Here is a 21,941-nt window from a genome sequence, read left to right as displayed (position 1 = left end):
GCGTGAAAATCAAGGCAGTGGCGGACTGACACGCGTCACGATGGCCCAAACTTCTCAGGCGGAACACAACTCGCGCGGCCGTCCGTGGCCGCCGCCCGGCCCGAAAGGCGTCCCATGAACCTTCGCGCACGTCGCGTCCTCACGCTTGCGGTGGGAACGCTGCTCCTGCTCTTCCTCGGCCTCATCTACGCGTACTCGGTGCTCATGGCGCCGCTCAAGGCCCAGTTCGACTGGAGCGTCTCGGGCATGACGTTGATCTTTGCCATCTCCATCGTGGCCTTCACCATTGGAAACCTCCTGGCAGGAAAGATCGAGTCCGCCGTGGGCGTCCGCCCGGTCTACCTGCTGGGCGCGGCCCTGCTGCTGGCGGGCTTCGTCGGGTCCTCGCTGGTGGACGGCCCCTCCGCGCTCGCGGTGGTCTACCTCACCTACGGCGTTCTTGCCAGCCTTGGCATCGGCCTCGTCTACAACGTGGTCATCCCGGTGGTGACCTCGTGGTTCCCCGACGCGTGCGGCATGGCGCAGGGCGTCTCGCTCATGGGCTTCGGCATGGGCGGGTTCCTCCTGGGCCCGGTGGCCGCGCAGCTCTACACCGTGCTCGCCTGGCGCGTTGCCTTCGTGGGCGTGGGCGTGGTCTTCTCCGCGCTGACGGTCGCCTGCTCCCTCATCCTGCGCGAGCCCACGGCCGACGAGCTGGCCAAGCTCCCCGCCGCCGTTCCCGCCCAGTCCGCCGGGGGCGCCGATGCCGCGCCTGTTCGCGACTGCGGCGTGGCGCAGATGGTGGGGGACCGCACCTTCCGCCTGCTCTACGTCTTCCTCTTCATGCTTGGCTCCGTGGGCATGGGCATCACCGGCATCGGCAAGGAGCTTCCGGCCTCCCTGGGCGTTGACGCCCTCGGGGCGGCCTTCGTCATCGGCTTCGTCAACGTGGGCAACGGCCTGGGGCGCCTTGTGGCCGGAACGCTGCTCGACCGCCTTGGCCGGGGCCGTACCATGGTGGGCGTGGGCCTTCTCTCCATGGTGGGCACCATCCTGCTCGTCCTCTCCCTGCTGGGGGAGAGCACGGCCCTCATGACCGTGGCGTGCCTGGTGGCGGGCCTTGCGTGGGGCGCCGCCGTGGTTTGCATGCCCTTTGTGACCCGCACCGAGTGGGGCATGGCCAACATGGCCTCCAACATGGCTGTGGTCAACACCTACAGCATCTTCGGCGCCGTCCTTGGCTCCTGGGGTGCCGGCCTTCTGGCCGAGCGCCTAGGCTCCTTCATCCCCGTCCTGGTCATCATGGCCGCCATGGGCGCCGCCGGAACCCTCGTCGCCCTGGCCCTGGCCAAGTCCTCCCGCTAGGACCGCCGCCGCCCCAAACCGCCACGCCCGGACTTTTTTGACCCTCTCCTCCGCCACCTGCCCTTTTGTATCCAATTAAAATAATTACCTACCATTTTATCGGCCTCTGCCAATCGATGGCTCGCGGCAACAACCTAGGCACCCCAAATTGCCCCTGTAGGCTGAGCCGGACCGCCGGGCTTCTCCCCAAATGTTTTTGAGCGCGTCCTTTGCGCGAGGTACATTTGGGGAGAAGCCAGGCGGTCCGGCACTCCTCAACATGTAGTACAATTGTTCCCATGGAGACCTTATTCGCACACATAGAGCGCGCCCGCCGCAACGACAACGCGCCGCTCGCTGCTCGCATGCGCCCGCAGACCCTTGACGAGTACCTGGGCCAGGCCCAGGCCGTGGGCGAGGGTAGCTGGCTCAGGCGCGCCATAGAGCACGACACGCTCTCATCCGTGCTGCTGTACGGGCCTGCCGGCACCGGAAAGACCACCCTGGCGCGCATCATCGCGCACTCCACGCACGCGGAGTTCGTCGAGGTCTCGGCCGTCACGGGCACGGTCAAGGACCTGCGCCGAGAGATCGAGGCCGCCGAGAGCCGCCTTCTCACCAGCGGGCGGCGCACCATCCTCTTTGTGGATGAGATCCACCGCTTCAACCGCAGCCAGCAGGACGCGCTTCTCCACGCCGTGGAGGACCGCACTGTCGTGCTGGTGGGCGCCACGACGGAGAACCCCTACTTCGAGGTCAACTCGGCCCTCATCAGCCGCAGCCGCGTGGTTGAGCTCCAGCCGCTGGATGACGCCTCCGTGCGCCAGATGGTCGAGCGCGCCTGCGCGTCCGAGAACGGCCTGGCCGGGGCCTTCGTGCTCTCGCCCGAGGCCGAGGATGAGATCGTGAAGCTCTCCGGGGGAGACGGGCGAGCGGCCCTGACCTCGCTTGAGCTGGCAAGTCAGATGGCCGCGCCCGTGGACGGCACCGAGCCCTCCGCCGAGGCCCCCGTCACCATCACCGCCGAGAACGTCCTGGAGGCAAACCCGCGCCGCGGCCTGTCCTACGACAAGTCTGGCGACATGCACTATGACATCATCAGCGCCTTCATCAAGTCCATGCGCGGGAGCGACCCGGATGCCGTGCTCTACTGGCTCGCGCGCATGCTCGACGCCGGCGAGGACCCAAAGTTCATCGCGCGACGCATCATGATCTGCGCCTCCGAGGACGTGGGCAACGCCGACCCGCAGGCCCTTCTTATCGCCGAGGCGGCGTTCCGCGCCACCGAGGTCATCGGCATGCCGGAGTGTCGCATCAACCTGGCCCAGGCTGCCACCTACCTTGCGCTTGCCCCCAAGTCAAATGCCTGCGAGGCCGGCATCGACGCCGCCCTGGCCGAGGTCCGCCAGGGCCCGCGCCGCGAGGTGCCCAACTACCTGCGCGACCGCCACCGCCCCGGCTCGGACGAGTATGGCCCCTACCTCTACCCGCACAACTACCCGGAGGGCTGGGTCGACCAGCGTTACCTGCCCGAGGGCCTTGACCGCGGCTGCTTCTACCACCCCAGCCCCCGCGGCTGGGAGGCCTGGCGCCTCGACGTCGCCGCCCGCGACCGCTCCTAGCTCGCCGCCGGTGCTGTCGGCGGGCAAATAGCGTACAAAATAACGACCCCGCGCCCTTCTCACCTGCGAAAACGCAGGCGAGAAGGGCGCGGGGTCGTTATTTTGCGCACTGCGCCGAGGCGTGGAGGCGCCCGAGCGCGCGGACTCGCGTGGGCGCACTCGGGTAGAATGACAGAATGCGCAAGGCAAACCCAATCCTCCCGAAGGGGGCTCCCATGAACTATCTGGACATCGCGCTCATCGTGCTGGCGCTCGTTGGAATCTGGGCCGTCATCGAGGTCGCGCTCACCGTGCGCGGCGCGCGCAAGTCCATCGACGAGGTCGCGTCCACGGCAAACGAGGTCATCGCCCAGACGCAGCCCATCGTGGCCAAGCTTGACGGCATGGTCGACGAGCTCCAGCCCGCGGTCAAGGACGTCCCCGCCCTCATGGAGAAGGCCAACACCGCCCTGGACTCCGCCAACGAGTCCCTTGCCAGCGTGAACGCCATCCTGGACGACGTGGCCTCCGTGTCCGGCACCGCCGCCGGCGTGACCGAGGCCGTCAACGGCGCCGTCTCGGGCGCCGCCAGCGCCGTGGCCGGCGTGGTGGGCAAGATCGCCGGCGGCCGCAAGTCCTGCGCCCCCGCCCAGATCTCCGAGGGCGCCGCGCCCGCGTCCCTCGAGGGCGTGACCGTCCCCGAGCCCGCCGAGCGCCCGGCCCGCACGGTCTCCTACGTGGACTACGACGCCGTCGCCCCCGCCGCCGACAGCGCCGAGAAGCCCGAGTCCGACCCCGATGGCGCCGCCTCCGCGGCCGACGCAGAGTAGGGGGCGCGCCATGGACCAGAAGCGCGTCTGCCTCACCGTTCCCGCCGAGCCCGGCTTTGCCCGCATCGTGCGCATGACCGCGGCCTCCCTGGCCGTCACCTGCGACATGGGCGTCGACGAGGTCGAGGACGCCCGCATGGCCGCCGAGGAGGGCTTCGTCTATGCCTGCGCCACCGGCCAGCAGGAGTGCGGCATCGTCTTCGGCATCTCCGACGAGGCCGTGTCCATGGACTTCTCGCTTGGCGAGGACCTCGGCGCGGCCGATGCCGACGAGTCCCTCGAGCTCGTGGAGGCGCTTCTCGCCGCCATCTGCGACGAGAGCTCCATCTCCGAGGACGGGCGGACCCTGAGCCTCACCAAGCGGACGGGCGGTGCCCATGACGAGTAGCGTCCCCAAGCCCGAGGGCGCCCGCGCCGAGGAGCGGGTGCCGCAGGCGCCCCAGAGGGACGCCTCGGAGGCCCGTGCCGTGCGTCGCGCCCCCAAGGGCAAGGATGCCTGGGACAAGGAGCGCACCCACGAGCTCTTCCGCCTGTACAAGGAGAAGGGCGACGAGGAGGCCCGTGACCAGCTCATCGTGAGCCACCTCAACCTTGTGCGCTTCCTCGCCTCCAAGTTCAAGAACCGCGGCGAGCCCTTGGACGACCTCGTGCAGGTCGGAACCATCGGCCTCATCAAGGCCATCGACCGATTTGACCCGGAGCGCGGCCTGGAGTTCACCACGTACGCTACGCCCACCATCCTGGGAGAGATCAAGCGCCACTTCCGCGACAAGGGCTGGTCCATCCGCGTGCCCCGTCGCCTTCAGGAGCTCTCCGCCAAGGTCAACCAGGCCACCGACGAGCTCACGGTCGAGCTGCAGCGCAGCCCCTCCGTTGAGGAGATCGCGGCCAAGCTCGGCGTCGGCGCCGAGGAGATCCTCGAGGCCATGGAGTCCTCCGGGGCCTACACGTCTGTCTCACTGGAGGCGGGCGGCTCCTCTGAGGACGACGAGGCCCCGGCTCTCATCGACCGCCTCGGCTCCGTCGACGAGGACCTCGACGCCTCGGACGACCGCATGGTCATCGACGACGCCATCAGTGACTTCTCGCCGCGCGAGCAGGAGATCGTGCGCATGCGCTTCATCGACGGCCTCACGCAGGTGGAGATTGCCAAGCGCCTGGGCGTCTCCCAGGTGCAGGTGAGCCGCCTTCTGCGCCGCACGCTGCGCAAGATACAGGACAAGATCGACCCCGAGGGGCTGATGCGTTGAGCAGTCGTCCGGACAGGCATGACTCCCAGGCGCGCGTGGACCGCTGGCGTCCGCGCGCGCTCGCGGTATGGACGGTCGTCGGCGCCTTCGTGGCGGCGTGGCTGGTCGTGGGCGCCCTCTCCTTCGTCCAGCAGGCCCTGGAGCTGCTGCTGGTCGGCGGCGTGGTGGGCTTTGTCTGCAGCCCCATAACAAACCGCCTGGAGGATGCTGGCGTGCCGCGCGGGGCAGCGGCCTTCCTGGCGCTTCTCGCCTTCCTCGTGGCGCTGGCGGCGCTTCTCGCCTTCGTGGGCGGGCCGCTCCTGCAGGAGCTCGTGGTGCTGCTGCGCAACGTCCCCTCCTACGTGACGCAGGTCAACCAGGCCCTGGCCGACTTCTGGGCCAAGGTGGGCACGAGCGAGAACTCCAACGTCCAGAACCTCGTGAACTCCCTGGTGGGCACCGCCTCGACCATGGGCAGCTCCATGGCGAGCGACCTTGCCCGCCAGGTCTCCGGCGGCCTCGCCGCAAACCTGAGCGCCCTGGCGAGCGACTTCACCACGTTCTTCCTTGGCATTATCCTGGCCTACTGGTTTGCCGTGGACTACCCGCGCATGGCGCGCGAGCTGGTGCGCGTCGTCGGTCCCGAGCGCGGGCGGGACGTGACCCTCATTCTGGCCGTGCTCTCGCGCTCCACCGGCGGCTACATGCGCGGCACCCTCATCACGTCCATCGCCGACGGCCTCATGGTGGCCGTGGGCCTGGTCCTGGTCGGCCACCCCTACGCGGGCCTGGTGGGTGCCCTCACCTTCGTGCTGCACTTCATCCCGGTCATCGGCCCCATGCTCTCGGCCGTGGCCGGGACGTTGCTCGGGCTCTTTGTGAGCCCGGTCTGCGCCCTGTGGACGCTGGTCATTGCCATGGTCGCCCAGAACGTGGCCGACAACCTGCTGTCTCCCATGGTGATGCGCAGCGCCGTCAAGATCCACCCGGCGCTCTCGCTGGTCGGCATCATCGTCGGCGGCTGCCTGGGTGGCCCCGTGGGCATGGTCATCGCCGTGCCGGTCACGGCGGCCCTGCGCGGCTTCTTCGTCTACTTCTTCGAGACCCGCACCGGGCGCCAGATCGTCTCCGAGGACGGCGCCCTCTTCTGGAGCCGCCCCTACGTCGACGAGAAGGGCGACCCCATCCCGGCGCTGGACGCCCTGGACGACGAGCGCTTCTTCGAGGGCTCTCGCCTGTCCTTCTCACCTGACGTCCTTGGCGAGAGGGACGCGCCGCAAGACGACGGCGGCGACGGTCGATGAGCCGGCCGGACGTCGCCTCCGGCCAGGGCGGGCATCCCGGCGCCAACCCCTTCATGCCGGAGTGGGAGTACGTTCCAGACGGCGAGCCCCACGTCTTTGGGGACCGCGTCTACCTCTATGGCTCGCACGACCGCTTTGGCGCGCCCATCTTCTGCGTGGGGGATTACGTCTGCTGGTCTGCCCCCGTGGACGACCTTGCCGCCTGGCGCGAGGAGGGCGTCATCTACCGCCGCGGCCAGGACCCGGCAAACCGCCTGGGGCTGCGCCTGCTCTTCGCGCCTGACGTTGCGCGGGGCGCCGACGGCCGCTACTACCTCTTCTACGCCTTCGACTTCATGGGCACCATCGGCGTGGCCGTCTGCGACAGCCCGGCCGGCCGCTACGAGTACCTGGGGCGCGTCCACTACCCGGACGGCACGCCCTACGGTCGCCGCGCGGGCGACGGCTTTGCCTTCGACCCGGCGGTGCTAGTAGACGACGACGGCCGCGTCTGGCTCTACTCCGGCTTCAGGACGCCCGTGCCGGCGCTCGCCACGGGCGGCGTCCGCACGGCAAGCGACGGCGCCTACGTGCTGGAGCTTGCGCCTGACATGCTGACGGTGCGCGGGCCCCAGCGCCTGCTCATGGCGACGGACGACCCGGCCTTTCTCGGCCACGGCTTCTTCGAGGCGAGCTCCATCCGCAAGCTGGACGGCCGCTGCGTCTTTGTCTACAGCTCCGTGGCCAACTACGAGCTCTGCTACGCCACGAGCAGCCGCCCCGACGGCGGCTTTGCCTACGGCGGCGTCCTGGTCTCAATAGGGGACGTGGGCCTTCCGGGACATCCCGACGAGGCCCATGGCACCAACTACCTGGGAAACACCCACGGCGGCCTCCTGCGCCTGGGGCAGAGGACCTACGTCTTCTACCACCGGCAGACCAACCGCAGCTCCTATGCGCGCCAGGCCTGCGCCGAGGAGCTTCTCCCCGACGGCCGCGGCAGCTGGCTCCAGGCCGAGGTCACCACCTCGGGCCTCGCGGGCACCCTGCCGGGCGTGGGCACCTACCAGGCGCGCCTCGCCTGCAACCTCTGGAGCGCGGACGGCGTGGGCCGCGTGGACGGCCCGCACCCCAGGCGAGCCCTGGCGGCACACCCCTTCCTCACGCAGGAGGGCCGGGGGAGAGGTGCCCGCCAGTACGTGGCAAACCTGCGCGACGGCGCCGTCTGCGGCTTCAAGTACCTTGACCTCTCGCAGACGCGCGGCATCAGGCTCGTCGCCCGCGGGCGGGGCGCTGGCGTCGTGGAGGTCTCCGACGACGCGGGCTTCTCTCGCCTGCTGGGAACGGTGGACGTGGCTGCTGCGGGACGCGCGTGGGCCGACTTTGCCGCGCCCCTGGAGCCGGCAGGCCCAAGGAGTGCCCTCTACCTGCGCCATCGCGGTGGCGGCCGTCTGGACCTGCTCGAGTTCGAGCTCCTCGCGTAGCGGGGGCGGCCTGCGCCCGGCCCCTAGTCTGGTGCCTTCGTGCGTTCTTCTCGCCGCGTGTCCGCTCGCGGTATACTCCTAATCCGTATGTGCAGAAGAACCCCGATAGCAGGGAGAGATATGAGCACCGCAGACTTTCCTACCATGACCACCGCTGAGATCCGCTCGACGTTCCTCAGCTTCTTCGAGGAGCGCGGCCTCAAGCTGTACCCCAGCTCGTCGCTCGTGCCCGACGACCCCTCCCTGCTTCTCGCCAACGCCGGCATGAACCAGTTCAAGGAGTTCTACCAGGGCAAGAAGACCATGAAGGAGATCGGCGCCTGCTCCTGCCAGAAGTGCGTCCGCACCAATGATATCGACTGCATCGGCGAGGACGGCCGTCACCTGTCCTTCTTCGAGATGCTCGGAGACTTCTCCTTCGGCGGCGTCTCCAAGCAGCAGGCCTGCACCTGGGCCTTCGAGCTCATCACCGAGAAGTTCAAGCTCCCGGTGGACCGCCTCTACTTCACCGTCTTCACCGACGACGACGAGACCCACGACGTGTGGCGCTCCCTGGGCGTGGCCGAGGACCACATCTCCCGCCTCGGCGAGGACGACAACTTCTGGGCCGCCGGCCCCACCGGCCCCTGCGGCCCCTGCTCCGAGATCTACTACGACCAGGGCCCCGAGGTGGGCTGCGGCAAGCCCGACTGCAAGCCCGGCTGCGACTGCGACCGCTTCCTCGAGTTCTGGAACCTCGTCTTCACGCAGTTCGACCGCCAGGAGGACGGCTCCATGCCGGAGCTGCCGCACCGCAACCTCGACACGGGCATGGGCCTGGAGCGCATGGCCGCCATCCTGCAGCACAAGAGCGCCAACTACGACGGCGACCTCATGCAGTCCCTCATCGCTCTCGGCGAGAAGATCTCCGGCAAGAGCTACGTGGCCGACGACTACTCCGGCGCCTCCCGCAGCCTGCGCATCATCGCTGACCACGCCCGCGCCGTGGACTTCATGATTTCCGACGGCATCCTGCCGGGCAACGAGGGCCGCGAGTACGTCCTGCGCCGCCTGCTGCGCCGCGCCGTCTTCCACGGCCGCCTGCTGGGCATCGAGGACGCCTTCCTCACCACCTTCATCGACGAGGTCAACCGCCTCATGGGCGAGGCCTACCCCGAGCTCCTCAAGAACGTCGCCCTGGTGAAGGGCATCGTCTCCGCCGAGGAGGAGCGCTTCTCCCAGACGCTGGACAACGGCCGCTCCTACCTGGACGCCGCCATCGCGGGCCTGGCCGAGGGCGCCGAGCTCCCCGGCGAGGTGGCCTTCAAGCTGCATGACACCTATGGCTTCCCCATCGACCTCACGGTCGAGATCGCCGAGGCCGCCGGCCACGAGGTCGACATGGCCGCCTTCGACGCCTGCATGACCGAGCAGAAGGAGCGTGCGCGCGCCGCCGCCAACCGCGACGCCTGGGGCGACTTCAACAACGTCTGGACGGCGCTCTCCGACAAGCTCGCCGCAACCGACTTCCGCGGCTACGACGAGGAGTCCTGCGAGGCCAAGGTCCTGGCCATCGTCTCCGAGGGCTCCGAGGTGGCCAGCGCCGCCGAGGGCTCCGAGGTCGAGGTCGTCCTTGATGCCACGCCCTTCTACGCCGAGATGGGCGGCCAGTGCGGCGACACCGGCGCCATCCGCTGCGATGGCGCCACCCTGCGCGTGACCGACACCAAGGGCAAGGGCAGCCTGTACGCCCACGTCTGCGTCGTCGAGCAGGGCACCCTCGAGGTTGGCGCCACCGTCACCGCCACCATCGACCACGGCCGCCGCGAGCTCATCCGCCGCAACCACACCGCCACGCACCTCCTGGACGCCGCCCTCAAGCAGGTCCTGGGCGAGCACGTCTCCCAGGCCGGCTCCCTCGTCGAGCCGGGCCGCCTGCGCTTTGACTTCACGCACTTCGAGGCCATGACCGCCGACGAGCTCGAGCGTGTCGAGGGCCTTGTCAACGCAGAGATCTTTGCCGCCGAGCCCATCGTGACCCGCGTCATGAGCCTCGAGAACGCCCGCGCCACCGGCGCCGTCGCCCTCTTTGGCGAGAAGTACGGCGACGTTGTGCGCGTGGTCTCCACCGGCGAGTCCGACGCCCCGTTCAGCCGCGAGCTGTGCGGTGGCACCCACGCCCGCAACACCGCCGACCTCGGCTTCTTCAAGATTGTCTCCGAGAGCTCCGTGGGCTCCAACGCCCGCCGCATCGAGGCCGTCACCTCCGCCGGCGCCATCGAGTACGTCGACGAGCGCCTGGCCCAGATGAGCGAGGTCGCGGCCCAGCTCAAGTGCCGTCCGGCCGACGTCACCGAGCGCGTGGCGTCCCTGCTGCGCGAGCTGCGCGACACCCAGAAGAAGCTCGAGGCCGCAACCACCGGCGCCGGTAGCGACAAGGTCGCGGCCGCCTTCAAGTCCGCCGTCGACCACAACGGCTACAAGCTCGTCGTCGCCCGCCTGGACGGCCTGGCCGGCAAGGACATGCGCTCCGCCTGGGACGGCATCCGCGACGCCGCCAACGGTGAGCCGGTGGCCTGCGTCATCGCCTCCGCCACGCCCGACGGCAAGGTCGCCCTTCTCGCCGGCGCAACCGACGCCGCCGTCGCCTCCGGCTTTGCCGCCGGCAACGTGGTCAAGGCCATCGCCGGCATGGTGGGCGGCCGCGGTGGCGGCAGGCCCAACATGGCCCAGGCCGGTGGCTCCGACATCTCCGGCATCGATGCTGCCCTCGAGGCCGCCAAGAAGGAGCTCGGCCTCTAGTGCGCGCACTCGCCCTTGACATCGGGGAGGTCCGCGTCGGCGTCGCCGTGTGCGACCCTGCCGGTCGCGTGGCCTCCCCGGTCTGCGTCCTTCCCGCGCAGGAGGTCCTCCAGCACGCGTCCACGTTCCGGCGCGTGCTGGAGGACTGGGAGCCCGACGTCCTGGTGTGTGGCCGTCCCAAGACCATGGCGGGGGAGGACGGGCCGCAGGCCGAGCGCATCATGTCCCAGGCGCGTCAGATTGCCGACGCGTGTGGTCTTCCTCTTGAGTTTGCCGACGAGCGCCTGTCCTCCCAGGAGGCCAAGCGTATTCTCAGGGAGCAGGGCCTCTCCGAAAAGTCCATGCGCGGCAAGGTCGACATGGTTGCGGCGTCCCTCTTCCTGCAATCCTGGCTCGACGCCAGACACGAGCAGTAAGGCATTACATGAGTACTCCCAACGGCCAGGCGCCTCGTCACGCAGCCCACTTCGGCGGCTCCGGGCAGGCGCCCCGCACCCCGCAGGCGCGCCAGCGCACGTCGGGCACGACCCGTCCCGCCAGCCGCATGCGCCCGCAGGCCGCCCCTGGCCGCAGGGCCGGCTCCACCGGCGCCGTGGGCGCCAGGAGCGCCCTGGGCTCCACCGGGGTCTCAAGCCGCACCGCCCAGGCCACGCGCCGCGCCGGCTCCGGCAATGTCCGCAAGCGCGGCAAGCAGGGGCGCGCCAGCGCCCTTCCCCTCGTCATCGGCGGCATCGTCGCCGCGGCGGCCGTAATCGGGCTGGTTGTGCTTCTCGTCATCCCGCGCCTCACGGGCTCCGCCTCCTCCGACGGGGACAAGCAACAGATAACCGCCGGCCAGGTCGTCGAGGTCACGATTCCTGACGGCTCTGGTGCCTCCGCCATCGCGCAGGCCCTCTACGACGCCGGCGTCATCGAGTCCAAGAGCGACTTCCTCAACCAGGTCAGGCGCACCAACTCCGAGCTCGGCCTCAAGAGCGGCACCTACTCCCTCGTGACGGGCGACTCCCTGGACAACATCATCCAGCTGCTGAGCCGCGGCCCCAACTCCACGGCCGCCACCCTCACCATTCCCGAGGGCTTCACCGTGGCAAAGGTCGCCTCCGCCGTCGAGTCGCAGTTCGGCATCTCGGCTGACGACTTCACCGCCCAGGCCAAGGCGTCCAACTACGTGGCCGACTACCCCTTCCTGGCGGCAGCCAAAAACGACTCCCTCGAGGGCTACCTCTTCCCCAAGACCTACGACTTCTCGGGCAAGGACGTCACGAGCGACCTTGTCATCCGCACCATGCTCTCGCAGTGGCAGACCGAGATGGCAGGCATCGACTTCGACGCGGCCATCGCGAGCCTCAAGTCCCGCTTCCAGATGGACTTCACGCAGGAGGACATCCTCACCGTGGCCTCCATCGTGGAGCGCGAGACCAACTCCGACGACGACCGCGCCACCGTGGCCTCCGTCTTCTACAACCGCCTTGCCGTGGGCATGCCCCTGCAGTCCGATGCCACCACCGCCTACTACAAGGGCGGTGACTTCTCGGCGGCGGACCTCAAGGACGACAACGAGTGGAACACCTACACGCGCACGGGCCTCACGCCCACGCCCATCTGCTCGCCGGGCCTCGCCTCCATCCAGGCCGCCTGCAACCCCGACGACACCAGCTACTACTACTTCTTCATCAGCGGCGACTACCACGCCTTCTCGGAGACCTACGAGCAGCACCAGCAGGCCATCGAGGCAAGGCCGCAGTAGCATGGGCGTCTTCACGGCAACGCGCTACGTGGCGTCCCTTCCCCAGGTGAGCATCGACTGGCTCGTGGGGGAGGGCGTCTCGCTCGTGCTCCTGGACCGCGACAACACCTGCGTGCCCAGGGACACCAGGAGGGTTCCGGCCGAGGTCACGGCATGGCTCGCCGAGGCGCGCTCCGCCGGCCTCACGCTCTGCCTGGTCTCCAACAACTTCCACTCCGGCCAGGTGCGCGCCACGGCAGACGAGCTGGGGTGCGAGGTCGTCGACCACGCCATGAAGCCCGCCCCCTTCGCGCTGCGCCGCGCCATGGAGATGCACTGCGCCACCCCGGACAAGACCGTCATGATCGGCGACCAGGTCTTCACCGACGTCGCCGCAGGCAACCTCGCCGGCGTCCGTACCGTCCTGGTGAGGCCGCAGTCGCGCCGGGACCTCTGGTACACGCAGGTCTTTCGCGTCTTCGAGCTTCTCGCCCTGCGAAACCACCCCTTCGAGGGCGAGTGAACCCCCGCTTGTGACAAAGGGACAGTCCCTTTGTCAACTTTCGTGGCGTCCGTGCGCTCCATGCTAGAATCAGGCCGATGAACGCGGCGTGGGGGAGCTTTTAAGGTGGAGTCGGCAGGACAGGGATACGTAGTCCACGAGGGATGTGACCACATCTTCTTCGTGGGGTTCCTCGGTGCCGGCAAGTCCACCCTCGCGCGAAACCTGAGCGGTCTCTTCCACCGCCCCTGCGTGGACACGGACCGCCTGGTGGAGCGAGCCCTTGGCAAGTCCATAGCCTGCGTGTTCTCCGAGGACGGCGAGGACGCCTTCCGCGACGAGGAGACCCGCGTTCTCAAAGGCCTCGAGGCCAGGAAGTCCCTGCTCGTGAGCTGCGGCGGCGGCATCGTCGAGCGTCCCGAGAACGCGGGGCTCATGCGGCAGATGGGCACCGTGGTCTTTCTCGACGGAGACCTCTCTGACTCCATGCGCCAGATCAGGAGCCGCGAGCGCCGCCCCGACCTGGGCAGCGCCCGCCAGGCTGAGCGCCTCTACCGGCACCGCTACCCGCTCTACCGGGAGGCGGCCGACATCACCATCGACATTAGGAACAAGACCTTCGAGCAGGTGGCGCTTGAGAGCGGCCGCCTCCTCTGGGAGAAGGGCCTGCTATGACACAGCAAGACGACGTCCAGCCGGACGAGAAGAACGTGACCGCTGAGCCGCAGGACGCTAACGGCGACGCCGACGCCGCGACCGCCGAGCCCGAGGCCGCCGAGGCTCTCGAGCCGGCCCCCGCGCCCGTCAAGAAGTGCCGCCAGTGGGTCACCCTGCGCGGCACCTCCATGGACGCCCGCGTGGGCCGCGGCATCGTGGACGACATTGCCCACGACCTCAAGAGCGTCGTCGGCCGACCGCACGCCTGCGCGCTCCTGCACGCGCCCGACGTCTCCGATGACGTTCTGAGGACGCTCTCCCGAGGCCTCTCCGACCAGGGCTTCGAGGTTCTTCTCGCCGAGCTCCCCTCGGGGGACGCGTGCTGCGACCTCGCCCATGCGGACGTCGTGGCAGCAGAGCTCGCCCGCATGCGCGTGACCTCCGACGACCTCGTGGTCGCCGTGGGGCACCTGCCCGAGCTCTCCCTCGCGACGATGGTGTGTCACGCCTGGTGCGGCGGCACCTCGCTGGCCCTCGTGCCCTGCGACCTGGTCTCCGCGGTCCTTGCGGGCGTGACCCCGCAGGGCCTTGCCGTGGGCGGGACGCCCGACATGCTGCAGCAGGACGGCTCTGCCCGCTTCGAGATCTGCGACCTCGACCTCATGGGCCTCTCCGGGGACGACGCCGCCTCCCGCGAGAACGTCCTTCTCGCCCGTGCGCTCATGGCCGCCACGGCCATGGCGGACTCCTCCAAGGCCTTCGAGACCCTCTTCGACGCCACCGACGGTCTGGTGGCGGGAGACCTCAACGCCCTGACCGAGCAGCTCACCGCCACCCTGAGAAGCCGCGGCAAGGTGGTGGCCTCCACGTCGGTGGCCGTCCGCCAGTCCATAGCCTACGGCCAGAGCTTCGTCGCGGCTCTCTCGGGCCTGGTGGGGGCTGACGTGCCGCGCTCCGCCATGCTGGCCGACGCCCTGCGCTTCTGCGCCCGCCTGGCCGTGGCCTCCGGAGAGCTCTCGCTTGACGACATGTTCACCCAGGACGAGCTGCTGGAGCGCCTGGAGCTCGGCAGCGTCGATTGCCCCGTGGACGCAGACGCCCTCTATGACGCGCTTCGCGCCGAGAGGTTCCTGCGCACCAACCGCTTCATGGTGGAGGTGCCGCGCGCCCTCGGCCGCGTGCGCCTGACCAACGTGGAGGAGGCGACCCTGCGCGAGCACGTGGGCGCCTGGTGCGCCGCCCGCTCGCAGGCGGAGTAACATCTAGTCGGTAACCATGCGCGCGGCGGCGGGAGAGTCCTTGTCGCCGCGCGCCCTTGAGCAGAGGAGAAGAACATGGCAGATGCCAAGGCATGCGCGGGGCGCGTCGAGCGCCTGCGCGCCCTCATGGCGGAGCGCGGCTACGACGCCGTGATCCTGCGCAACAACCCCGACCTGCGCTGGCTCACCGGGGCGGAGCGCACCTTTGACGACGAGGTCGCCCACACCGCCTTCGTGACGGCCGACGGCCAGTGGCTCCACACGGACTCCCGCTACGCCAACACCTTCCGCGAGCGCCTGGGCGCCGACACCCCCTGGGTCATCGATGAAGAAATCGTGAGCGCCGCCGCCTGGGCCGCCGAGCGCGCCCGCGCCACCCGCTCTCGCGTCGTGGCCGTCGAGGACACCTGCGACCTTGCCTTCTTCGATGCCTTCAACCAGGCCATGAGCGAGCTCTCCACTGCCTGCCTCACCCCGCGCATGCACAGCGACATCTGCGACCTGCGCATGGTCAAGGACGCCGAGGAGGTCGAGCTCATGCGTCACGCCCAGTCCATCACGGACGCCGCGTTCACGCACATCTGCGGCTTCATAAAGCCCGGCATGACCGAGCAGCAGATCCGCGTGGAGCTCGAGAACTACATGTTCAACCACGGCGCCGACTCCCTGGCCTTTGGCTCAATCATCGCCACCGGCGCAAACGGTGCCAACCCGCACGCCCAGCCCGGCGAGACCGTGGTCAAGAAGGGCGACATGATCGTCATGGACTACGGCGCCGGCTACCACGACTACAAGAGCGACATGACCCGCACCGTCTGCGTGGGCGAGCCCACCGACGAGCAGCGCCACGTCTATGACGTCGTGCGCCAGGCCCACGAGGCCTGCGCCGCCGCGGCAAAGCCCGGCTGCATCGGCTCCGACATCCAGGACCTGGCCGTCAAAGTCATCTCCGACGCCGGCTACGGCGACTTCTTCAAGCACGGCCTGGGCCATGGCGTGGGCATCGAGATCCACGAGAACCCCAACTTCGGCCGCCGCTGGATGCGCCCGGTGCCCGAGGGCTCCGTGGTCACCGTCGAGCCGGGCATCTACCTGCCGGGCAACTTCGGCGTGCGCCTGGAGGACTTCGGCCTCATGACGGCCGAGGGCTTCGTGCCCTTCACGAAGTCCACCCACGACCTCGTCTGCATCGACTGCTAGCCTCGCGGCGAGAAACTCGTCCGACTAGCGCACATGGGGCGGGGCCGCTTGGCTCCGCCCCTTTTTTGTAAGGGCTCTGCAAATGCGCTCCCTTATAACAAGTTGCAAAACGGCAGGCGGTAGCAAATAGTCGGCAAGCGCACATTTGCGTTTCCAATTAGCTGTTTATGGTTGAAATAGTCAATTGGCTCGCTAGAATGTGGACGGTTCGTGAAGCAGCGAGGTAGGAATTATGAAGCCATGCGTTGCGTTGCGAGCAAGAACAGGGAAGGAAGCGTCAAGAGAAGAAGGAGGTAGGCAGTGGTTAGCATTGTTCTAGCCAGTCATGGCACGTTCGCCGAGGGCATCAAGATGTCCGGCCAGATGATCTTTGGCCAGCAGGACGACGTCGTCGCCGTGACGCTTATGCCCGAGATGGGGCCGGATGACCTCAGGGCTAAGCTCCTCGAGGCCATAGGTGGCCTCGGCGACCAGGACCAGGTCCTGTTCCTGGTCGACCTGCAGGGCGGCACGCCCTGGAACCAGATCTCCCTGCTGCTGGACGAGGAGGGTCACGAGAACTGGGTTGCGGTCGCAGGCCTCAACCTGCCCATGCTCGTCTCCGCCTACGGCGCCCGCATGGGCGCTGAGACCGCGGTCGACGTCGCCAAGGAGATTCTCCCCGAGGCCAAGGGCGGCATCGTCACCAAGCCGGAGGGCATCGCCCCCGCCGAGGCTCCCGCAGCCGCTCCCGTCGCCCGCCAGGGGGCCATTCCCGAGGGCACGGTCCTGGGCGACGGCCACATCAAGATCGCGCACGTGCGCGTGGACACGCGCCTGCTGCACGGCCAGGTTGCCACCACGTGGACCAAGACCGTCTCCCCCGACCGCATCATCGTGGTCTCCGACGGCGTGGCCCACGACCAGCTCCGCAAGACCATGATCGAGCAGGCGGCCCCTCCCGGAGTCCCCGCCAACGTGGTCCCCATCTCCAAGATGATCGAGGTCACCAAGGACCCGCGCTTCGGCGCCACCAAGGCCATGCTGCTCTTCGAGAACCCGCAGGATCTTCTCGCCGCCATTGAGGGCGGGGTGGACATCAAGGAGGCCAACATCGGCTCCATGGCCCACTCCGTCGGCAAGGTCGTTGTCACCAACGCCATCGCGATGGACAACGCCGACGTGGAGACCCTCGAGACCCTGCACGCCAAGGGCGTCGCGCTCGAGGCCCGCAAGGTCCCGTCCGACTCTCCCGTCAGCTACGAGGACCTCATCAAGAAGGCCAAGTCCGAGTTGGCCTCTGCCTAGTTAGGAGGATGGGTCATGAACCCAATCACGATTCTGCTCATCGTCATCGTCGCCTTGCTGGCCGGCATGGAGGGCATCCTCGATGAGTTCCAGTTCCACCAGCCGCTGGTGGCCTGCACGCTCATCGGCCTGGTCTCCGGTCACCTGCAGGAGGGCATCATCCTGGGCGGCTCCCTCCAGATGATTGCCCTCGGCTGGGCCAATATCGGCGCGGCCGTCGCTCCCGACGCCGCCCTCGCCTCCGTCGCCTCCTCCATCATCATGGTCCTGGCGCTTGACGGCGGCACCACCGACCCGACCAACGCCATCAACACGTCCATCGCCCTGGCAGTGCCCCTGTCCGTGGCCGGCCTGTTCCTGACCATGATCTGCCGTACGCTGGCAACCGGCATCGTCCACATCATGGACGGCGCCGCCGAGAAGGGCGACTTCGCCGCCATCGAGCGCTGGCAGGTCATCGCCATCCTGATGCAGGGCATCCGCATCGCCATCCCGGCCGCCATCCTCTGCTTCATCCCGTCCGAGACCGTGACCTCCGCCCTCAACGCCATGCCCGCATGGCTGTCCGGCGGCATGGCCGTCGGCGGCGGCATGGTCGCGGCCGTCGGCTACGCCATGGTCATCAACATGATGGCCACCAAGGAGGTCTGGCCGTTCTTCATCCTCGGCTTCGTCCTCGCCGCCATCTCCGAGCTCACGCTCATCGCCCTGGGTCTCATCGGCATCTCCCTCGCCCTCATCTACCTCGGCCTGAAGGACATGGCCAAGCAGGGTGGCGGCAACGGTGGCTCCGGCGACCCGCTGGGCGACATCTTGAACGACTACGAGTAAGAGGGGAGTGATACACATGGCAGAGAACAAGGTGTCTCTTTCCAAGAAGGACCGCCAGGCGGTTTGCTTCCGTCACCAGTTCCTCCAGGGCTCCTGGAACTACGAGCGCATGCAGAACGGCGGCTGGTGCTACTCCATGATCCCTGCGATCAAGAAGCTGTACACCAACAAGGATGACCAGATCGCGGCCCTCAAGCGCCACATGGAGTTCTACAACACGCACCCGTACGTGTCCGCTCCGGTCATTGGCGTCACCCTGGCCCTCGAGGAGGAGCGCGCCAACGGCGCACCCGTTGACGACGTGGCCATCCAGGGCGTCAAGGTCGGCATGATGGGCCCGCTCGCCGGCGTCGGCGACCCGGTCTTCTGGTTCACCGTGCGCCCGATTCTGGGTGCCCTGGGCGCCTCCCTGGCCCTCTCCGGCAACATCCTCGGCCCGCTCCTCTTCTTCGTGCTGTGGAACGTCATCCGCATCGCCTTCCTGTGGTACACGCAGGAGTTTGGCTACAAGGTGGGCTCCTCCATCGCCAAGGACCTCTCCGGCGGCCTGATGGGCAAGGTCACCGAGGGCGCCTCCATCCTGGGCATGTTCATCATCGGCGCCCTGGTGGAGCGCTGGGTCTCCATCTCCTTCACGCCGGTCGTCTCCCAGGTCACGCAGTCCGCGGGCGCCTACATCGACTGGTCCGCGCTTCCTGCCGGCGCCGAGGGCATCAAGAGCGCCCTCACGCAGTACGCCGCCCTGGGCGCCACCGGTCTTGATCAGATCAAGGTCACCACGCTCCAGGCCAACCTGGACTCCCTCATCCCCGGCCTTGCCGCCGTGGGCCTGACGATGCTCTGCTGCTACCTGCTCAAGAAGAAGGTCAGCCCCATCGTCATCATCCTCGCCCTCTTCGCCGTGGGCATCATCGGCCGCGTCGTCGGCTTCATGTAGGATGTCGGCGTAGGAACACCTGCGCTCACGGGGCCGCGTTCCAGCAACACCTGGGGCGCGGCCCCCTTTTGTATCGCACTTCGCTAAGGAGCTCTCATGGCCCAGTCACAGAACAGCTCGGTCGACCTCGCCCTCAAGGCCACGTCCTTCCAGGGGCTCACCACCTATGGCGACGTCATGGTGGGCAACGCCGCCTTCGAGTTCTACAACGAGAAGAACCCCGAGGACTATATCCAGATTCCCTGGGACCAGGTGGACTACGTCGCCGCCGAGGTGCTCCCCGGCAAGAAGATCGCGCGCTTCGCAATCTTCACCAAGGAGAACGGCCACTTCTCGTTCTCCACACGTGACAACAAGGCGACGCTGCGCGCCATGAGGGCCTACATTCCCGAGGACCGCCTCCAGAGGTCGCCCTCCTTCGCCGACGTCATGAAGGCCGGCGCCAAGAGCCTGCTTCACCTCGGGCGCAAGTAGGGGCTTTTTGGGGAGCGGGCGGAGTCGTCCCAGGGACGCCATGCGCGGGGAGTAGAATCTGCCCACGAAAGCACGCGTCATTTGGGAGGAAGCGCATGGCACAGGCCGTCACTGCGGCAGCTCACGGGGCCCGCCCGTCCTTCAACTCCGAGGTCGAGCTCGAGACCTCCGCTAACTGCCTCGTCAACGGGTTCGTCCCCAAGCCGGGCACGCTCTACCTGGGCGAGAGGGGCATCGAGTTCCGCGGGGACTCCACCTTTGCCCAGCGCGTTGCCTGGGACGACGTCGAGCTCGTGAGCTGCGACATCTTCCGCGGCCACGTCCGCACCATGGATGTGCACACCTCGCTCGGCGACATCCTGACCTTCACTGTGGACGACGACATCGAGGCGCTGCGCGCCATGGCCGCCCACGTCGGGCGTGACAAGGTCGAGAACGTCAACGAGGTCGCCCCTGCCGAACAGCCTTCGGGCGGGCTCATGTCCCGTCTGCGCTCGATCTTTGGCTAGGCGGTCTTTCGGCAGATAAACCCAAGGCGAGAAGCGCGCTTCTCGCCTTTTATGTTTTCTGGCGGAGAGTTTCTCGCCGCTCGCCGAATGCTGGTAGAATCTGGACGTTATGCGTAAGTGCCCGGGATGCGGGCTAGAGAGAGAAGAGCAAGAAGTGGCAACCATCAGCACCGCAGACTTCAAGAACGGCATGGGCCTCAAGATCAACGGCAAGTACTACACCATCGTTGAGTTCCAGCACGTCAAGCCGGGCAAGGGCGGCGCTTTCGTGCGCTACAAGATTCGCGACCTCAAGAGTGGCCGCGTCATCGACCAGACCTGCAACGCCGGCACCAAGTTCGAGAACGTGCAGCTCATCACCAAGGAGATGCAGTACCTCTACAACGACGGCGACTCCTTCTACTTCATGGACAACGAGACCTACGAGCAGATTCCCGTTCCCGCCGACTTCATTGGCGACTCCGTGAAGTGGTTCAAGGAGAACGACAACTGCCAGCTCCTTTACGCCGACACCGAGCTGCTCGGCGTCCAGCCCCCGATGTTCATTGAGGTCGAGATCACCGAGACCGACCCGGGCTTCAAGGGTGACACCGTCCAGGGCGGCACCAAGCCCGCCACCATCGAGACCGGCGCTGTCATCCAGGTCCCGATGTACCTCAACCAGGGCGAGGTCATCAAGGTCGACACCCGCGACGGCAAGTTCGTCTCCCGCGTCTAGCACGCGCCCTCTCGCCTGAATGACCCGCGCGGCACCTGTGGGCGCCCGCGGGTCTTTTTGTACCTCGACGCAACGCGCGCCGGCCACCCGCCGCGATGCGGCTATACTGGAAGCTTGATAACTCACGCCAGGGCCCGTCCGGGCCCGCGCAAACGAGGGAGGGGTCAGCAATGGCCGAAAGCGAACTCTACGTCTCCGGTATCGGAATCTCCAAGAACGTTGTCTCCACCGTCGTCTCCCTGGCGGCCCGCCGCGTCGCCGGCGTCGCCTCCGTCGGTGGCAACGACATCGCCTCCAGCCTCATCTCCGTCTTCACCAGCCGCTCCCTTGCCCCCGAGCAGGCCGTGGAGTCCTCCGTCGAGGACGACCGCCTCAAGCTCGTCGTGCACATCGCGGCCTTCTACGGCTACCCGTTCACCAAGCTCGCCGCCGACGTGCGCGAGGCCGTGGCCGACGCCGTGACCGAGCAGATCGGCGTCGAGGTCGCAGCCATCGACGTCTACATTGACAGTCTCGTCTTCCCCAAGGAGTAAGTCCTCTTGAGCATCCACTTCGGCGGGCGCACCCTCGCCCGCAGCCAGGCGTTCCAGCTTCTGTTCCAGGCCGAGGCCAACCACCTCACGGTTGAGGAGGTCCTGGGCAAGGACTACGTCATCGAGAAGGGCCCGCTGGACGACTTTGCCCGCCAGCTCGCCCTGGGCGCCGACGCCGCCCGCCACGACCTGGACGCTGTCATCGCCAGCCGCTCCGTCACCTGGACGCTGCGCCGCATGCCGTCCATGGACCGCAACCTCCTGCGCCTCGCCATCTACGAGATGCTCTTTGTCGACGAGGTCGAGATCCCGGTCACCATCAACGAGAGTGTCGAGCTCGCCAAGGCCTACGGCACCGACGACTCCTCCCGCTTCGTGAACGGCATCCTCGGCCGCGTCGCCGACGACGTGGAGGCTGGCGTCGACGTTATCGCCCGCGCCCACGAGGTGCTTGCCGAGCGCGGCGAGGACGAGGCCGACCTCATGGCGGAGCCCACCGTCGCCGAGCCCTCTCCCGTGGCCGCCGAGGCCGAGGTCTTCGAGCCCGTCTCCGACGAGGAGTACGACGACTACGAGGGCGGCTACGAAGACGACTACGCCTACGAGGACGACAACGACGGCTACTGGGAGCTCGCCCACCGCACGCGCCGCGAGCGCGACCAGGCCGCTCCCGTCGAGCACAAGCCCTTCGGCTCCGACATGGCTCCCCAGGAGGGAGAGCTCACCGGCGTCTTCATTCGTCGCGAGGAGACTGACGACGACGGCGAGGGTTGGTAG

22 protein-coding genes are annotated in these 21,941 nt (G+C 67.9%); all 22 read left to right on the top strand.

Annotated features, from left to right (window positions below; all coding sequences use genetic code 11):
* The first annotated feature begins 114 nt into the window (after positions 1-114).
* Positions 115-1,344 carry an MFS transporter gene (locus DXV50_RS05185; RefSeq protein ID WP_117205129.1) on the top strand — a complete coding sequence of 410 codons (1,230 nt, stop codon included), beginning with the start codon at positions 115-117 and terminating at the stop codon, positions 1,342-1,344.
* A gap of 278 nt (positions 1,345-1,622) precedes the next feature.
* Entirely contained in the window at positions 1,623-2,945 is a 1,323-nt protein-coding gene (locus DXV50_RS05180; protein ID WP_117205127.1) for a replication-associated recombination protein A, read from the top strand.
* Between the two features lie 215 nt (positions 2,946-3,160).
* A complete protein-coding gene (locus DXV50_RS05175) occupies positions 3,161-3,754 on the top strand; it encodes a hypothetical protein (protein ID WP_117205125.1) in 594 nt (197 codons plus the stop codon).
* Positions 3,755-3,764: 10 nt separating this feature from the next.
* Positions 3,765-4,142 carry an ATP-binding protein gene (locus tag DXV50_RS05170; RefSeq protein WP_117205123.1) on the top strand — a complete coding sequence of 126 codons (378 nt, stop codon included), beginning with the start codon at positions 3,765-3,767 and terminating at the stop codon, positions 4,140-4,142.
* Positions 4,132-5,004: an RNA polymerase sigma factor SigF gene (locus DXV50_RS05165; protein WP_117205122.1), complete on the top strand. Its 873-nt coding sequence runs from the start codon at positions 4,132-4,134 to the stop codon at positions 5,002-5,004. Before DXV50_RS05170 ends, DXV50_RS05165 begins: the two co-directional genes overlap by 11 nt.
* The gene (locus tag DXV50_RS05160) at positions 5,001-6,287 is read left to right on the top strand and encodes an AI-2E family transporter (protein ID WP_117205120.1); all 1,287 of its coding nucleotides are present in this window, start codon (positions 5,001-5,003) and stop codon (positions 6,285-6,287) included. Before DXV50_RS05165 ends, DXV50_RS05160 begins: the two co-directional genes overlap by 4 nt.
* Entirely contained in the window at positions 6,284-7,750 is a 1,467-nt protein-coding gene (locus tag DXV50_RS05155; RefSeq protein ID WP_117205118.1) for a family 43 glycosylhydrolase, read from the top strand. Before DXV50_RS05160 ends, DXV50_RS05155 begins: the two co-directional genes overlap by 4 nt.
* A gap of 120 nt (positions 7,751-7,870) precedes the next feature.
* Positions 7,871-10,531 (top strand): alanine--tRNA ligase, encoded by a 2,661-nt coding sequence (alaS, locus tag DXV50_RS05150; RefSeq protein WP_232817460.1) that lies wholly within the window; start codon positions 7,871-7,873, stop codon positions 10,529-10,531.
* Entirely contained in the window at positions 10,531-10,947 is a 417-nt protein-coding gene (gene ruvX / locus DXV50_RS05145) for a Holliday junction resolvase RuvX (RefSeq protein WP_117205116.1), read from the top strand. The genes alaS and ruvX overlap by 1 nt, the downstream gene beginning before the upstream one ends.
* Before the next feature lie 8 nt (positions 10,948-10,955).
* Positions 10,956-12,278 carry an endolytic transglycosylase MltG gene (mltG, locus tag DXV50_RS05140; protein ID WP_117205114.1) on the top strand — a complete coding sequence of 441 codons (1,323 nt, stop codon included), beginning with the start codon at positions 10,956-10,958 and terminating at the stop codon, positions 12,276-12,278.
* Position 12,279: 1 nt separating this feature from the next.
* Positions 12,280-12,780: a YqeG family HAD IIIA-type phosphatase gene (locus tag DXV50_RS05135; protein WP_117205112.1), complete on the top strand. Its 501-nt coding sequence runs from the start codon at positions 12,280-12,282 to the stop codon at positions 12,778-12,780.
* 105 nt (positions 12,781-12,885) lie between these two features.
* Positions 12,886-13,434: a shikimate kinase gene (locus tag DXV50_RS05130; protein WP_117205110.1), complete on the top strand. Its 549-nt coding sequence runs from the start codon at positions 12,886-12,888 to the stop codon at positions 13,432-13,434.
* On the top strand, positions 13,431-14,675 hold the full coding sequence (locus tag DXV50_RS05125) for a dehydroquinate synthase/iron-containing alcohol dehydrogenase family protein (protein WP_117205108.1): 1,245 nt from the start codon (positions 13,431-13,433) through the stop codon (positions 14,673-14,675). The genes DXV50_RS05130 and DXV50_RS05125 overlap by 4 nt, the downstream gene beginning before the upstream one ends.
* Positions 14,676-14,750: 75 nt before the next feature.
* Complete coding sequence (locus tag DXV50_RS05120) at positions 14,751-15,875, top strand: M24 family metallopeptidase (RefSeq protein ID WP_117205106.1); 1,125 nt, start codon at positions 14,751-14,753, stop codon at positions 15,873-15,875.
* Between the two features lie 300 nt (positions 15,876-16,175).
* Entirely contained in the window at positions 16,176-17,162 is a 987-nt protein-coding gene (locus tag DXV50_RS05115) for a PTS sugar transporter subunit IIB (RefSeq protein WP_117205104.1), read from the top strand.
* Positions 17,163-17,177: 15 nt separating this feature from the next.
* On the top strand, positions 17,178-17,993 hold the full coding sequence (locus DXV50_RS05110; RefSeq protein ID WP_117205102.1) for a PTS mannose/fructose/sorbose transporter subunit IIC: 816 nt from the start codon (positions 17,178-17,180) through the stop codon (positions 17,991-17,993).
* 16 nt (positions 17,994-18,009) lie between these two features.
* Complete coding sequence (locus DXV50_RS05105) at positions 18,010-18,930, top strand: PTS system mannose/fructose/sorbose family transporter subunit IID (protein WP_117205100.1); 921 nt, start codon at positions 18,010-18,012, stop codon at positions 18,928-18,930.
* 96 nt (positions 18,931-19,026) lie between these two features.
* The gene (locus DXV50_RS05100; RefSeq protein WP_117205097.1) at positions 19,027-19,404 is read left to right on the top strand and encodes a DUF956 family protein; all 378 of its coding nucleotides are present in this window, start codon (positions 19,027-19,029) and stop codon (positions 19,402-19,404) included.
* 95 nt (positions 19,405-19,499) lie between these two features.
* Complete coding sequence (locus tag DXV50_RS05095) at positions 19,500-19,913, top strand: DUF956 family protein (protein ID WP_117205095.1); 414 nt, start codon at positions 19,500-19,502, stop codon at positions 19,911-19,913.
* Between the two features lie 154 nt (positions 19,914-20,067).
* The gene (gene efp, locus DXV50_RS05090) at positions 20,068-20,631 is read left to right on the top strand and encodes an elongation factor P (RefSeq protein WP_117205093.1); all 564 of its coding nucleotides are present in this window, start codon (positions 20,068-20,070) and stop codon (positions 20,629-20,631) included.
* A 170-nt stretch (positions 20,632-20,801) separates the two neighbouring features.
* Positions 20,802-21,164 carry an Asp23/Gls24 family envelope stress response protein gene (locus DXV50_RS05085; protein WP_117205091.1) on the top strand — a complete coding sequence of 121 codons (363 nt, stop codon included), beginning with the start codon at positions 20,802-20,804 and terminating at the stop codon, positions 21,162-21,164.
* 6 nt (positions 21,165-21,170) lie between these two features.
* On the top strand, positions 21,171-21,941 hold the full coding sequence (gene nusB, locus DXV50_RS05080; protein ID WP_117205090.1) for a transcription antitermination factor NusB: 771 nt from the start codon (positions 21,171-21,173) through the stop codon (positions 21,939-21,941).

It is taken from the genome of Paratractidigestivibacter faecalis (genome assembly GCF_003416765.1).
In the GTDB taxonomy this organism is placed as follows: Bacteria; Actinomycetota; Coriobacteriia; order Coriobacteriales; family Atopobiaceae; genus Paratractidigestivibacter; species Paratractidigestivibacter faecalis.
This window is presented reverse-complemented; position numbering and strand designations above follow the sequence as displayed.